The sequence below is a fragment of the Acinetobacter sp. CIP 102136 genome, from assembly GCF_000369685.1.
Classification (GTDB): domain Bacteria; phylum Pseudomonadota; class Gammaproteobacteria; order Pseudomonadales; family Moraxellaceae; genus Acinetobacter; species Acinetobacter fasciculus.
In genome coordinates, this window is the sequence record NZ_KB850142.1 from 923,467 (window position 1) to 938,783 (window position 15,317).

Below are 15,317 nucleotides of genomic sequence, written 5' to 3' on the forward strand. Positions count from 1 at the left end.
TTAATCTTTAGATTTTCATATTTTTTAAAAATTTTGTTTTTATAAAATGATTCCAACAAATACTTACCCTCGTAAAAATAAGCTCTTGTTATAGTAATTTCAGCCAAACCTGATGAGGATATTAAGATGCCTAGAGGTGACAAATCAGCCTATACCGATAAACAGAAACGGCAGGCTGAACATATTGAAGAAAGCGAAAAAGAACGTGGTCGTTCTGAGGAAGAAGCCGAACGTATTGCCTGGTCGACGGTCAATAAACAAGACGGCGGTGGCAAGAAAAAGAAAACGTCCCACTAAATAGAATTCATGTCGATGAAAGTATGGGACAGATACAAAGACCCTCTATAATTAAATTATAGAGGGTCTTTTACCATCAGCTTTAAGTAATATTTTCGATACGCTGCTGAGTCCATGCTGGCCAGAGCTTTTCCAGTGTTTGTTCAAATTTTGCATTTTCGGTTCGCCATTTTGGATTTTTGTCCTTATCAATAATCAGTGCACGAACGCCTTCAATAAAGTCGCCCTGCTCTAACCAGACATCTTGTAAGTCCCGTTCCAGCTGCATGCATTTTTCTAGCGACAAATTCTGTCCAGCTTGCTGTAACTTCAGGCTGGTTTGCTTGGCCATAACCGGACGCTGCTGCAAAATGGTTCGCATCTTATTGGCCCAGTCCTGATCAGTTGAATTACTTGTATGAGCAAGACTCTGTTCAATCTCCTCCAAGTGTTGATAGCCAAAATGCTGATTAATTAGATCTGCACGTTTTTGCAGCTCACTTTCCACCGGATGCGTAATATAACCACTGATGATTTTCTGGATTTCAATCGGATTTAATACAGGCGCAGTAATCAACGCTGCTTCCAATTCAGCAAAACGCTCACTCGGCACATGATAATCCACCAGATCGAGATACAAGGCATCACTGCTACTGATCTGCTCCCCGGTCAAAGCCATATAGACACCGACTTCATCCAGTCGGGACAGGAAATGGGTGGCTCCAACATCTGGGAAAAAACCAATTGCGGTTTCGGGCATGGCAAAACGTGATTTTTCACTCGTAACTTTGATATGACAGGCTTGAGCGAGGCCAAAGCCTCCGCCCAGTACATAGCCATCCATCATCACGATCACGGCCTTTGGAAAATTACGCAAGGTGCTCAGCATCTTATATTCAGTGGCAAAAAAATCCTGATATTGGGTATTGCCGGCCTGATAGCTGTCATACAGATAGCGGATGTCGCCTCCAGCACAGAACGCCTTGGGACTGTTGGAATTGATCAGGATGGCTTGCACTTCTGGATCATGGCACCACTGATCGAGTTGCGCCTGAATGCCTTGGATCATTGGCAGGGTTAAGGCATTTAAATGGCTGGTGCGGTCCAGGCTGATAATGCCCAGACTTCCTGCGACCCGTATCGCTAAATTATTTTCATCACTCATTTTATTTTCCTATTTTTGTTTTATTGATGGGTAAATTTGGCTGGGCGTTTTTCTACAAAGGCCTGCATGCCTTCTTTTTGATCGGAACCGGCAAAAATCGAATGGAAAACCCGGCGTTCAAAGCGCAGGCCTTCAGCCAGGCTCACTTCAAAGGCCCGATTAATTGATTCTTTAATCATCATCACGGCAGTAAGCGACTTTTCAGCAATTTTCTCGGCAGCTTGCAGGGTTTGTTCCAGCAATTCTTCCTTGGCAAAAACCCGAGCGACCAAACCACTTTGTTCCGCTTCCTGCGCCCCCATCTGCCGTGCAGTCAGGCACATTTCCATGGCTTTGGCCTTACCAATCGCCAAGGTTAAACGCTGGGTCCCGCCAATGCCGGGCAACACGCCTAAGGTAACTTCAGGCAAACCAAATTTTGCATTATCAGCGCAGTAAATAAAGTCGCACATCAATGCCAGCTCGCAACCACCACCCAAGGCATAGCCGCTCACTGCGGCAATTAAAGGTTTACGGCGCTGCGCAATCCGGTCGGCCAGACTAAAAAAATCGTCCAGATAAATTTGCGGAAAATTCAGATCTGCCATTTCTTTAATATCGGCACCAGCAGCAAAAGCTTTTTCCGAACCGGTAATCACGATACAACCAATTTCGGGGTCTTTTTCCAGCTGATCAAGAGCCTGATTGACCTCGACAATCAGCTGGTTATTCAGTGCATTTAACGCCTGAGGACGGTTTAAGGTAATCAGTCCAACACCGTTACGTTGTTCGAGTAAAATGGTTTGCCATTGCATGATAAAAATCCTTTTTAATTCCTTATAAACTGCGTGCAATCACCAGACGCTGAATATCGCTGGTGCCTTCATAGATCTGACAAATCCGCGCATCCCGATAGATGCGTTCAATCGGAAAATCTTTCAGATAGCCATAGCCACCAAAAATTTGTAGCGCCTTGGAACACACGCGTTCGGCCATTTCCGAAGCAAATAGTTTGGCCATGGAGGCTTCGGCTAAACAGGCTTCACCGGCTTCTTTTTTGCGTGCTGCAAAATGCACCAGTTGCCGTGCCGCTTCAATTTCAGTCGCCATACTGGCCAGCCTGAACGAAATCGCCTGCTGTTCAAAAATCGGTTTGCCAAAAGCCACGCGATCATGCGCATAGGCCGTTGCTTCTTCTAAAGCGGCACGCGCCAAACCAACGGCTTGTGCGGCAATACCGATCCGCCCGCCTTCCAGATTGGCCAAGGCAATTTTTAAACCTTCGCCTTCGGCACCGAGTCTTAAACTTTCATGAATGCGGACATCGGTTAAGGCAATCTGACAGGTATCCGAAGCATGCAGGCCGAGTTTTTCTTCCACCCGAATCACTTCATAGCCAGGTGTGTCGCGCGGCACTAAAAATGCACTCATGCCTTTTTTGCCCGCGCCTGGATCAGTCACGGCAAACACAATAATCATCCCGGCATTGTGGCCAGAAGTAATAAACTGTTTGGCGCCATTGATGATGTAATGATCGCCGTCCTTGACCGCCCGGGTTTTAATCGCGGCAGCATCCGATCCGGTATGTGGTTCGGTTAAGGCAAAGGCACCAATCATTTCACCTTGGGCCAAAGGCTTTAGAAATTGCTGCTTTTGCTGTTCCGTGCCGAACTTGAAAATCGGCACACACCCCACCGAGTTATGTACGCTCATAATCGCGGATGTTGCACCATCGGCCGCAGCGACTTCTTCCAAGGCCAGAACATAAGCCAGCGTACCTGTGCCCGAGCCGCCCCATTCTTCCGGAATCAGCATGCCTAAAAAACCCAGCTCTCCCATTTGGGCCAAGGCATCTTTGGGAAAGATGCCTTTTTGATCCCACTCGCTGGCAAAGGGTTTAATCTGTTCCTGGGCGAAGCTTTTGGCCATATCCTGAATCAGGTGTTGTTCTTCCGTTAATTGCATCGATGCTTCCTTCAATCTCTTTATTTAATCTTCTTATTCAATCTGTTGGCTTTATGAGCTTATGCAGTTTTGGATTGCTGCTTGTTGATTTCCTGATTGCGCAGTAAAAAGCGTTGAATTTTACCGCTTGGGGTTTTCGGCAATTCAGTCACAAATTCAATCAGGCGTGGATAGGCATGCGCAGATAACCGCTTTTTCACAAATTGACCCAGCTCTTCTTCCAGATGGGCCGAAGCTGCAAAATTATTCGCCAGAATCACAAAGGCTTTAATCACTTCGGTACGCTCAGGATCAGGCACGCCAATGACTGCTGCTTCAATCACGGCATCATGTTCCAGCAAGGCACTTTCCACATCAAACGGGCCGACCCGATAACCTGACGTTGTAATGACATCATCACTACGCCCAACAAAGCTCATACTGCCATCTGCATGAATTTCTGCGGTATCCCCAGTTAAGTAATACTGTCCGACAAATGGAGATTTACGGCTTTCTTCATAGCCAGAGAACCACATCATTGGGGACTGGCTGATATCCACTGCCAGGATGCCCGGGACGTCAGCTGCTAATTCATGCCCCTGTTCATCGACAACGGCAATCCGGTAACCCGGGCTGGCAAAGCCTGCCGAACCTGAATGGACCGGATGTTCCAAGGCATGATGATTACACACCACCATCCCGACTTCGGTCTGGCCATAATGGTCATAAATCGGCACATCCAGTACCTCTTTAAACCAGCGGATCACTTCCGGATTTAACGGTTCTCCCGCACTGCTGACAACACGTAACTTACCGCGTAGTTTTGCCATTTGAGCAGGATCGGCCGCCATCATCATGCGGTAAGCGGTTGGTGCACCGGCCAGATTGGTAATGCCATATTCCTTAACAATTTCGCAGACACTTTCGGCATTAAAACCGCCTTCATAAAACAAGGTCGAGTGTCCAAGCATTAAGGGACCAGTAATCGCGTAATACAATCCGTAGGCCCAGCCGGGATCAGCAATATTCCAGAAAGCATCTTCAGGAGTTAGACCAATGGCATTTTGCATATAGCTTGCAAAAGCAATCAGTGCTTTTAACGGCACTTTAAGCGGTTTCGCCGGTCCGGTGGTGCCCGAGGTAAACATCAATAAAAATGGATCATTAACATTCAGGATTTCCAGCTCACAAGCTTCAGCCTGACGGTTTAATACTGTCCAGAAGCTAAGATCGTGCGGATAGCGCTCTGCCTCAGTTTCGGCATGTACCGTCACAATCGGTGGACAGTTGCTAATTTCAGATAATTTATCCCGATTCGCCAGATCGGTCACCACCAGCTTGCTTTGCGCCAGCTGAATGCGATGCTCGATGGCTTTGGGACCAAAGGCAGTAAATAAGGGTTGATAGACTGCGCCAATGCGCCAGGTCGCCAGAATGGTGATGATCAGCTCCGGGGTGCGCGGCAACAAGCCGGAAACGCGGTCGCCTTTGCCAATGCCCTGTGACTTTAAAAAGTTGGCAAACTGACTAGAATATTTCTTCAGCTCGCGAAAACTGTATTGTTCTTTGCGGCCATCTTTGCCATACCAGTACAAGGCAATCGCATCGGAATCGGCATGCCGGTCACAGCATTCATAACAGGCATTCACCGCCTGCATTGAACCGGACAAATACTGCTTTGCCACCGCATCTAAATTAAAATTTTCAACCGTTTTTTGATAATCTAACATGTTCAACCTCAGCCTGAATTTATCGTTATTACTGACAAGGTATTGTTGATGAAGCGAATCCTTGCTCCATTGGACCATTAAGTTTTTAAGCAGCTGTTGTGGTGTATTGATGCATGATGCTGGAAAAATCCAGATGGGCATGACCGTCCTGACACAGCTGTTGGTAAAGTTTTTGTACCATGCTGCCCAGAACTACCGGCTGCTCGGCCTGTTGTGCAGCATCGACCGCCAGACCCAGATCTTTCAGCATCAGTTGTGCGGCAAAACCGTCGGTATACCCCCGTGATGATGGTGCATTGGCACAGATATCCGGCCAGGGATTATAGATTTCAGAGCTCCAGCAACGGCCGGTGGAACTGTTGATTACCCCAGCCAGCGCCTGTGGATCAATGCCCAGCTTGGCCCCGAGCGCCATCCCTTCTGCAACGGCAGTCATGGAAATGCCCAGAATCAGGTTATTACAGATTTTGGCGACCTGTCCTGTTCCTACGGCACCACAATGCACCAGATTTTTACCCATACAGCTCAGGACCGGTTTGACCGCTTCAAAGGTGGCATCATCGGCACCGACCATAAAGGTCAAAGTGCCGTCTTTGGCCCCTAAAGTGCCGCCGGATACCGGTGCATCACAGACCCGAACCTGTTTGGCCTGCGCTGCTGCGGCAATGTCCTGAATGGTTTGCGGGTCAATAGTGCTGCTGTCGATACACAGACTGCCGGCTTGAAGCACCTCCAGAATGCCATGTTCACCTAAATAGACCTCACGGACATGCTTGGCTGCGGGCAACATGCTCACGACCACATCGGCCTGTTTGGCTGCCGTTTGAGGGCTGTCACAGACAATGCCGCCGGCTGCTGAAAAATGCTGTAGCGCTGTTTCACTCAGGTCATAACCCAACACCTGATGTCCCGACTTGAGCAGGTTCTGCGCCATCGAGCCCCCCATATTGCCTAGACCAATAAATGCAATCTTCATGCTGATGCTCCTTAACGCAGACTGATGGTGGTATTCACACCAGTGGTTTCCTGGTCATCTTCAAACCAGCGGCTGGTAATGGTTTTGGTCTGGGTATAGAACTGCACTGCCTGTTTGCCATATGGGCCCAAATCGCCGAGTTTGGAACCGCGTGAACCGGTAAAACTGAAGAATGGCACCGGTACTGGAATTGGGATATTAATACCGACCTGACCGATATCAATCTGGTTCTGGAAGGTGCGCGCCGTATTGCCATTTTGGGTAAACAGTCCCACGCCATTACCGAACGGATTGGCATTAATCAGTGCAATCGCCTGTTCCAAAGTATCGACATGCATGATCGCCAGTACCGGACCAAACACTTCTTCCTTGTAAATGCGCATCTCGGTCGTCACCTGATTAAAAATCGTTGGACCAACAAAATTGCCCTGCTCATAACCCGGAACCTGTACCTCACGGCCATCCAGCAGCAGTTCAGCGCCTTGTTCAACCCCACTGTTAATCAGGTCCAGTACGCGTGCCTTGGCACGGGTTGAGATCACCGGTCCAACATCGGTATTGGGTTCATGTCCGGCATTGACTTTCAAGGTTTTGGTTTTGTTGACCAGTTCATCGACCCAGTGCTTGGTCTCACCAACCATCACTGCCACCGAAAGTGCCATGCAACGCTGTCCCGCTGCACCAAAAGCTGCACCGACCAAGGCATTCAAGGTCTGTTCTTTATTGGCATCCGGCATCACCACCACATGGTTTTTGGCGCCCATCATCGACTGCACACGCTTGCCATGCTGGCCTGCCAGGTTATACACATGCGTACCGACTGCGGTTGAACCCACAAAAGAAATGGCCTTGATGTCGCGATGGGTACACAGCAGATCGACCACTTCTTTACCACCATGCACCACATTCAGCACACCTGCCGGTATACCGGCCTGAATCGCCAATTCCACCAGCATCATGGTCGACAGTGGATCCTGTTCCGAAGGTTTCAAGACAAAAGTATTACCGCAAACAATCGCCATCGGGAACATCCACAGTGGAATCATTGCCGGGAAGTTAAACGGGGTAATTCCGGCGCAGACACCGAGTGGTTGCTGCAAGGTGTAGGTATCGACCCCACGTGCCACGCCTTCAATATACTCGCCCATTTGCAGCGTACCGATAGAACAGGCATGCTCGACCACTTCCAGACCACGCTGAATATCACCTTCGGCATCGGCCAGGGTTTTGCCCTGTTCCGCTGTTAATACCTGGGCAATGCTTTTTAAATTACTGCGAATCAGGTCCTGCAGTTTCAGCATAATGCGCATACGGGCCTGAATTGGGGTCTGACGCCAGCTGGCCAGGGCATTTTGCGCAGCGGCTATTGCAGCATTGACTTCTTCAGTCGTGGCAAAAGGCACCTGACCCAAGACCTCCTGGGTCGCAGGATTGACAATATCTTGCCAATGGCTGGTTTTTGATTCGACAAATTCACCGTTGATGAGGAGTTTTGCGGTGGTGAATCCGGTACTTTGCTGTGGATGATGAATAGCGTTCATGGTCGCTCCGTGCTGGTTTGTTATTGTCGTTGTCTCTGCCTTTACTGGCTTTTTTAAACGTATTTTTTACGCTGTTTCAGCAGACTAACAAAGAACACTTTGACCACCAATAGAAATTGATGCACGATAGTTGTGCAAATATGCACAGGAATTTAACAGGATGTTAAATAAAAAATGAAAGTAGATTGGGATCATTTACGCTTTTTTTTAGTTTTGGCGCGTGCTAAAACACTCACCAACGCAGCACGCTTAATCGGGGTTGAACATAGCACCGTAGCGCGGCGGATTCAGGCCCTGGAAAGTACTTTAGGTACGCAACTGTTTAAGCGCGAAGCCACCGGTTATGAACTAACCTCGGAAGGTCTGGCACTGGTGCCGCGTGTGGAACAGATGGAACAGTCCTTTATCCAGATTGACAAGCGCCATGATCCCTTGCAAGGTCGGGTCCGGATTGGTGCACCAGAAGGCTTTGGAACTGCATTTTTAGCGCGGTTACTGGCTGAGTTTTCCCAGCATTATCCCTCCTTAACCATCGATTTAATTCCGGTTCCGAAGACCATTAAATTGTCACATCGTGAAGCCGATATTGTGATCGCGATTGACCGGCCCAAATCGGGTCCCTATATCATTACTCGTTTGTCTAATTACTGTTTAAAGCTATATGGCAGCCAGCATTATTTACAACAAAATCCGGAAATTAAAAAACTGGAAGACCTTCAGCAGCACCGTTTTGTTGACTATATTGATGATCTGGTCTATAGCACTGCACTCTATTCGCTAGAGCGTCTTCCCTTGCAGGTTAGTGCCTGTTTTCGCAGTAACAGTATTCTGGCGCAGGAGATTGCGGTTCGTGCAGGAGCCGGACTTGCCATTTTGCCGAAATTTCTGGTCAATGATAAAAGCGAACTCAAAGAGGTTTTGGGCGATCAGGTCAGTTTTACCCATACTTTTTGGATGCTAACACTGGTCGATCTGCAACATGAACCAAAAATAAAACTGGTCTGGGATTTCCTGCGCAAGCAGGCTGATCTTCAGCAAGACCTGTTAATGGGCAGATGAATATCAAATACAACTGTGCTGTATCTAGAGTCACCTCTTTAAGTTAAATCAACCGAATTAACAACGTATCGATACAGCAAATGAACGTATCACAACACTCCTGACCTCTGCGACTTGTTAAATTAACAGTCGATTATTCACGATGTTTAACCAGATACAGGAAAATAATATGAAAATCTTGATGGTACTGACTTCACATGACCAGCTAGGTGATACTGGCAAAAAAACCGGCTTCTGGCTGGAAGAACTGGCTGCACCCTATTACACCTTTGTCGATGCAGGCGTAGAGGTAGTTTTGGCTTCTCCCGCAGGTGGTCAGCCACCACTAGATCCAAAAAGTAATGAGCCGGATGCGCAAACCGAAACCACCAAACGCTTTGAAGCAGATGAAGTGGCCATGCAGGCTCTTGCCAATACACATAAGTTGAGTGAAGTCTTAAATCAGGATTTTGATGCCGTGTTCTATCCGGGTGGTCATGGACCGCTATGGGATCTGGCCAAAGACCAGAATTCCATTTCTTTAATTGAGCAAACCTTGCAGGCAGATAAACCTGTTGCGCTGGTCTGTCATGCTCCGGGTGTCCTGCGTGATGTGAAAGATTCCGAAGGCCGTTCTATTGTAGAAGGCAAAACAGTCACCGGTTTCAGTAACACTGAAGAAGACGGCGTGGGTTTGACAAACATCGTTCCGTTTTTAGTTGAAGACATGCTGAAAGAAAAAGGTGGGAAATATTCCAAAGCTGAGGACTGGCAGGTATACGTGCAACAAGATGGTCTGCTCATTACTGGACAAAACCCGGCCTCTTCTGCTGCAACGGCTGAAGTCTTATTAAAATTATTAAAATAGACGTGATTCTAAAGTTTGCATTAAACCTTTAGATCATTTTCTTTGAAAAAGAAAAACCCTGAATAAGGCAATATTATTCAGGGTTTAATTTATCTATTTATTCCCAGATTTAGTTCGCTTCAACTGTCGTTGAGGCAATATGCTGAGCCAGTAATTCTCTGAGTTTAAATTTCTGGATTTTTCCCGATGGCGTCATCGGAATATCCTCCCAGATTTCCAAACGTTCCGGAAGATATTGCATGGCCAGATTATGAGTTTTTAGAAAATCTACCAGTTCATTAAAACTTAACGGATGTGACGGATCTTTCAGCTTGATGATTGCACAAGCACGCTCGCCCATTCGCTCATCTGCATAAGCGACCAAAGCTACTGTTGCAATATTCGGATGCTTATAAAGTAGTGATTCAATTTCCGCGACCGGAATATTTTCTCCGCCACGGATAATCACATCTTTCTTGCGGCCGCAGATCCGGATATAGCCCTGCTCGTCCTGATAGGCGATATCACCGGTATCAAACCAGCCTTCGGCATCTGTATCATTTAAATGTGGACGCTTTAAATAACCACCAAAATTTGAACAGGTGCGGATCATCAAACGCCCGGATTCATTCACGGCTTTGGTCTGACCTTTTTTATCCACGATCTTGATTTCCACACCTGGCAAAGCGATGCCATCGGTATTGAAAGAGTGTTCATCCTCATCTTCAGGTCGGGTCAGCGTCACTGCACCACATTCGGTCATACCCCAAGCGGATATGACTTTAACGCCCAGAATTTCCCGGGCTTTTTGTACCAATGGCCCCGGAATGGGTGCACCAGCACACAGGAAAATTTTTAGTGAATCAACCTTGTCATGCTGTTCCGCCACGGTATTGGACAGGTCATTCAGGAATGGGGTCGAGGCCATGGTGAAATTCACCTGATGCTGATGAATTAGATCCACTGCTTTGGCTACATCCCAGCTTGGAAACATGGGACAACTTGCAAGCTGATTTCTTTGATTTTTATGGCCAGGCCTTAAATAAGCTGGCCTTTGATGATGTGGTTACCCTGATTCATCTGCTCAATAAAGTAAATGATGGTTTAAAAAATATTCATCTGCGTAAAGAAACGGATCAGGAATAAACAAATAGAAATACAGCTTTAATTGAAGAATATAAAAAAGAGCCTGAATTCAGGCTCTTTTTTATAAATTGAAATTATGCCTTTTGTGGATCGTATTGACGGTCTTTAATGAATATCCCGGACACTGCGCCACACAAGAAATAGGCACCCCCCATAATCAGGAAGCCTAAGCCAATTGAACCACCGCTGGCTGCCGCGCCAATAATTGCAGGGGCAAACATGGCGCCGATACGACCTGCATTATAAGCACCGCCTACCGCAGTACCACGAATCGAGGTGGCGAAGCTTTCTGTCATATAAGTGGCATTAATCGCATATGGAATACCATACAGGAATCCAAAGAAAATCAGCAGATAGGCAATATTCTCTGGCGTATTGAATAGCACAATCACGGGCAGGAAAATCGCCGTTCCAATTGCTCCAAACGAAAAGACAGCGCGTCTACCCAGACGGTCTGCGGCAAAGCCCGCTAGAATTTTCCCGAAAATCATCGCCACATAAGTACCAATCATATAGCCGGCCATAGATTTAAAATTCATGTGCAATTCAGATTCCAGATATGCCGGCATCCAGTTATTTACACCGTAATAGCCAAACTGCAGGAACCCAGCCGTAAAAATCCATAAAATAAACATCTTGCGATTCGCAGGATCTGCAAAGATTTCTTTGACGGTACTTTTCTTAACAGGCTGTTTGATGGTTTTTTCAGCGGGTGCATATAAACGCAGTAATCTTGCACGCTGCCAGGATTCTGGCTCAGGAACCAGTTTCTGGATAAAAATCGCCATAACCGAGGGAATAATGGCAATAAAAAACAGGGTTCGCCAGCCATATTCTGGAATGATCCAGCCTGCCAGTACAGTGGCCACAATATAACCGACGGTCCATCCTGCCTGTAAGGTACCTAAAACCGTGGTGCGATATTCAGTTGGAACATATTCAGCCATGAGCGTATTGGCTGCAATATATAAAGAGCCTATGCCAAAGGCAGAAAGAAAGCGTAAAACAGCAAATTGTTCAAAGTTCTGTGCAAAGCCTAAGGCTGCGGTCAATATGGAAAATACCAGAATCGAAATGACTACGGTACGTACACGGCCCAGCCACCCATAAAGCCACCAATCGCCATACCTGCTAAGGTAAAACTGCCTAGTGTACCGGCCTGCAGATTACTGAGACCAAACTCTGCTTTCAGGCTATTTAAACTGAAAGACAGCAGCAACATGTCCGCGCCATCCACCAGTAAAGCCAGAAAGGCGAAAATAAAAGCAATTTGCTGGGTTCGTTTGGTCGTAGGTTTAATCTTTTCTAATTCTCTCGCTAAATCCGTCATATTTAAATCTCTGTTTTCCTATCCTTAGGTTTTCATGATCTTTTATATTTAAAGCTATTCCACTAATGAATATGCTTTAAAGCTAATCCGTTTTTAATTCACTTGATTGACTCCTTTTTTAATCCTGTCTGGGAGATCGCTTTTTCCTTTTTTATCAGTGACCTCTTGTTCTTCGTTCATACTTATATTTGCATCAGGCTAAAGAAAATAAGATGAATATTCAATTATTTTAGATGTTTTATTTTGTTAGGCGAAATTAAGTATCATAAAGTTGATTGTTTTTCCATTTTCCTATAGCTTTAAAGCGACTATTAAAACGACATGCAATCTAAATAACATCGAACAAGGAGCGTAACGATGGGTGCTTTAACAGGCTTTCGTGTACTGGATTTAAGCCGGATTTTGGCTGGTCCTTGGTGTAGCCAGATTTTGGCTGACCTGGGTGCAGAAGTGATTAAAATTGAAAAGCCTGATCATGGAGATGACACACGCATCTGGGGACCACCTTGGCTTAAAAATAATCAGCAGGAAGATACCCATGAATCGGCTTACTATCTTTCAGCCAATCGTGGTAAGTATTCGGTTGCCGTAGATTTATCTACCCCGGAAGGTCAAAGCATTATCAAGAAACTCGCAGAACAGAGTGATGTAGTGATTGAGAACTATAAAGCGGGTTCGTTGAAAAGATATGGTCTGGACTATGAAAGTCTGAGCCAGATAAATCCGCGTCTGGTGTACTGTTCCATTACTGGCTTTGGTCAAAATGGTCCGCGTGCGCAAGAGCCAGGTTATGACTTCATTGTTCAGGGTATGGGCGGCATGATGAGTGTTACGGGGGAACGTGATGACCTTCCAGGAGGTGGCCCGCAAAAAGCAGGTCTGGCCTTTGCCGATCTGACCACCGGCTTATATGCCGCAATTGCCATTCAGGCGGCTTTGTTGTCCCGTGAGAAAACCGGTGAAGGTCAGTATATTGATATGGCGCTGTTAGATACCCAGGTTGCTTCCCTCTCTGTTCTGGCCATGAATTATCTCACCTCAGGCAAAGTCCCCGGTCGCTTCGGAAACGCGCATGCCAATATTGTGCCCTATCAGGTGTTTAAAGCCCAGGAAGGTGAATTTATTATCGCCTGTGGTAACGATCTGCAATTCCAAGCTTTGTGTCAGGCCGTTGGTCTGGCTAAGGTGGCAGAAGATCCTCGCTTCTTAAAAAATTCTGGACGTGTTACACATCGTGAAGAATTGACCACAGTTCTACAGGCTCATTTTTATACTAGACCGGCAAAAACCTGGGTGGATTTAATCCATGCGGTTAAAGTGCCGGTAGGAATGATCAATGACCTGAAACAGACTTTGCAAGAAGAACAGGTATTGGCACGCGATATGGTGATTCAGATGCCGCATACTTTACGTGAAGATTACACCTCAATCGGTTCACCGATCAAACTCTCCAAGACACCGGTAGAATATAAAAAGGCACCCCCTTGTCTGGGTGAAGATACCGATGCCATTTTGAGTCAATATTTAAGTTCTGCTGAAATAGAAGAACTGAAAAGCAAAAAAGTCATCCAGCAGCGATAAGCCTGCAAGCAATAAAAAAGGAATCTTTCGATTCCTTTTTTATTTTAAATCTAATGGACTAGATCATTCCTTAACAGGCTTTGGCGCTCGGCTGAACAGTACGAGGCAGCTCGCGACGCAGAATTTTTCCTACTGCAGACTTTGGTAATCCAGCCACAAACTCAATGTATTTGGGCAATTTATAACTGGTCAGTTGCTGCTTCAGATAAGTCATGACTTCATCTTGGGTCAGAGTTTCATCCTGTTTCACAATAAATGCCTTGGGTACCTGTCCAGACTTTTCATCATCAATACCAATCACTGCACATTCCAGTATTTTAGGATGTTTGGACAGCACGCCTTCCAGCTCATTGGGATAAACATTAAATCCGGAGACCAGAATCATGTCTTTTTTGCGGTCCAGAATGGTGATATAGCCTTGTTCGTCCATACAACCGATATCACCTGTCAGGAAGAATCCATCTTTGGTAAATACCTGTGCTGTTGCTTCGGGTTGCTGCCAGTATCCTTTCATTACCTGTGGACCACGTATGGCGATTTCTCCAGCCTGATTAAGCTCTACAGGTTTTCCTTCATCATTCAGAATTAGAATTTCAGTTCCTGCCAATGGCAAGCCAATCGTGCCACTAAACCGCCGGCTTAAAGGCGGGTTAAAAGTTGCAGTCGGTGAGGTTTCAGAAAGTCCATAGCCTTCATAAATCTGGCAGCCTGTGACCTCATGCCATAACTCTGCCGTATTTTTCAGAATAGATGCCCCTCCGCCCGTTGTAGTTTTCAGGCTTGAATGATCCAGTTCACGAAAATGTGAATGATGCGCCAAGGCATTAAACATGGTATTCACCCCGGGGAAAACAGTGGGTGGATGTTTCTGGTATTGATCCGCCAAAGCATCCAAATCTCTCGGATTTGGAATCAGCACATTGGCGAAACCTCGGCTCAGACCATAACTGAACAGGCAGATGGTAAATCCATAAATATGATACAGTGGCAAGGCACAGAATACATATTCATTTTCAGTGGCATAGCGGTCACCAAAATGGCTGATAAATACGGTACTGTTCTGGGCGATATTAAATAAAATATTGCGATGGCTCAGTTCTGCACCTTTAGAAACACCTGTGGTACCTCCCGTGTATTGCAGAATGACCGTATCTTCCTGATGCTGTACAGGTGTTTTGAAATCAATAATTTCTACCTGATTTATTGCCTGCCTAAAGTCAAAGAACTGTTTATCCGGATATTGTGTTGCCTGACTATAAATAGCACTTTGCTGCTCTTGAATAAAATCCGGCGAATGCGTCGAAATAACATATTTGAGTTGAGGACATTCCTCTAATGCTGTTAATTGCTCCAAAGTCTGTCCAAGGATAATCAAGGCTTCTGCACCTGAATCCTGTAGCTGATGATAGAGCTCGCGCTGGGTGTACATGGGGTTGACATTGACCAGCACATAACCGGCCCGAATAATGGCAAAGGTAGCGATTGGATATTGAATAATATTCGGTAACATCACCGCAATACGGCTGCCAGCAGTCAGCCCAAGACTCTGTAAATAGCTAGCCAGTTTCTGGCTATACACATCGATATCGTGATAGCTGAATTTGCGATCTAGATAGATAAATGCGGTTTTATCCTGAAATTTTACCAAATTCTCAGCAATTATCGTGCTCAGGGTTTTCTCAGGATCTGGCCGGGTAAACTCCGGATTGATATTCCACTTTTTATATTCTTCCATCCATGGCTGACTGCTCATGACTATACTCC

The 15,317-nt window shown here is 46.2% G+C and carries 11 protein-coding genes and 3 pseudogenes; 5 read left to right on the plus strand and 9 right to left on the minus strand.

Annotated elements, in window-relative coordinates:
* The first annotated feature begins 126 nt into the window (after positions 1-126).
* The gene (locus F893_RS18110) at positions 127-297 is read left to right on the plus strand and encodes a hypothetical protein (RefSeq protein WP_005251766.1); all 171 of its coding nucleotides are present in this window, start codon (positions 127-129) and stop codon (positions 295-297) included.
* Positions 298-379: 82 nt separating this feature from the next.
* On the opposite strand, the gene F893_RS09955 is transcribed toward F893_RS18110, so the two are convergent.
* The 6 genes from F893_RS09955 to F893_RS09980 all read right to left on the minus strand — a co-directional run bounded on the left by F893_RS09955 (position 380) and on the right by F893_RS09980 (position 7,611).
* Positions 380-1,441 (minus strand): enoyl-CoA hydratase/isomerase family protein, encoded by a 1,062-nt coding sequence (locus F893_RS09955; protein WP_005251768.1) that lies wholly within the window; start codon positions 1,439-1,441, stop codon positions 380-382.
* Between the two features lie 20 nt (positions 1,442-1,461).
* Positions 1,462-2,235, minus strand: a complete 774-nt coding sequence (locus F893_RS09960; RefSeq protein WP_004280280.1) for an enoyl-CoA hydratase — start codon at positions 2,233-2,235, stop codon at positions 1,462-1,464.
* Positions 2,236-2,257: 22 nt separating this feature from the next.
* Complete coding sequence (locus F893_RS09965; RefSeq protein ID WP_005251770.1) at positions 2,258-3,385, minus strand: acyl-CoA dehydrogenase family protein; 1,128 nt, start codon at positions 3,383-3,385, stop codon at positions 2,258-2,260.
* Positions 3,386-3,444: 59 nt separating this feature from the next.
* Entirely contained in the window at positions 3,445-5,094 is a 1,650-nt protein-coding gene (locus F893_RS09970) for an AMP-binding protein (protein WP_005251772.1), read from the minus strand.
* Positions 5,095-5,179: 85 nt separating this feature from the next.
* The gene (gene mmsB / locus F893_RS09975; protein WP_005251773.1) at positions 5,180-6,070 is read right to left on the minus strand and encodes a 3-hydroxyisobutyrate dehydrogenase; all 891 of its coding nucleotides are present in this window, start codon (positions 6,068-6,070) and stop codon (positions 5,180-5,182) included.
* A gap of 11 nt (positions 6,071-6,081) precedes the next feature.
* On the minus strand, positions 6,082-7,611 hold the full coding sequence (locus F893_RS09980) for a CoA-acylating methylmalonate-semialdehyde dehydrogenase (protein ID WP_005251775.1): 1,530 nt from the start codon (positions 7,609-7,611) through the stop codon (positions 6,082-6,084).
* Between the two features lie 174 nt (positions 7,612-7,785).
* Here F893_RS09980 and F893_RS09985 point away from each other — a divergent pair, with 174 nt between their 5' ends.
* Both F893_RS09985 and F893_RS09990 read left to right on the plus strand, forming a co-directional pair.
* Positions 7,786-8,670 (plus strand): LysR family transcriptional regulator, encoded by an 885-nt coding sequence (locus F893_RS09985; RefSeq protein ID WP_005251776.1) that lies wholly within the window; start codon positions 7,786-7,788, stop codon positions 8,668-8,670.
* Between the two features lie 169 nt (positions 8,671-8,839).
* Positions 8,840-9,517 carry a type 1 glutamine amidotransferase domain-containing protein gene (locus tag F893_RS09990; RefSeq protein ID WP_005251778.1) on the plus strand — a complete coding sequence of 226 codons (678 nt, stop codon included), beginning with the start codon at positions 8,840-8,842 and terminating at the stop codon, positions 9,515-9,517.
* A 109-nt stretch (positions 9,518-9,626) separates the two neighbouring features.
* Here the strand turns inward: F893_RS09990 and F893_RS09995 are convergent.
* Positions 9,627-10,478, minus strand: a pseudogene (locus tag F893_RS09995) (AMP-binding protein); the annotation flags it as partial.
* 2 nt (positions 10,479-10,480) lie between these two features.
* Here F893_RS09995 and F893_RS17900 point away from each other — a divergent pair.
* Positions 10,481-10,642, plus strand: a pseudogene (locus tag F893_RS17900) (MarR family transcriptional regulator); the annotation flags it as partial.
* Positions 10,643-10,716: 74 nt separating this feature from the next.
* Here F893_RS17900 and F893_RS10000 read toward each other — a convergent pair.
* Positions 10,717-11,972 (minus strand): annotated as a pseudogene (locus tag F893_RS10000) (MFS transporter).
* Positions 11,973-12,329: 357 nt separating this feature from the next.
* Here F893_RS10000 and F893_RS10010 point away from each other — a divergent pair.
* Positions 12,330-13,553 carry a CaiB/BaiF CoA transferase family protein gene (locus F893_RS10010; RefSeq protein ID WP_005251783.1) on the plus strand — a complete coding sequence of 408 codons (1,224 nt, stop codon included), beginning with the start codon at positions 12,330-12,332 and terminating at the stop codon, positions 13,551-13,553.
* Between the two features lie 70 nt (positions 13,554-13,623).
* Here the strand turns inward: F893_RS10010 and F893_RS10015 are convergent, their stop codons facing one another.
* Positions 13,624-15,306 (minus strand): AMP-binding protein, encoded by a 1,683-nt coding sequence (locus F893_RS10015; protein WP_005251784.1) that lies wholly within the window; start codon positions 15,304-15,306, stop codon positions 13,624-13,626.
* Positions 15,307-15,317: the final 11 nt, after the last annotated feature.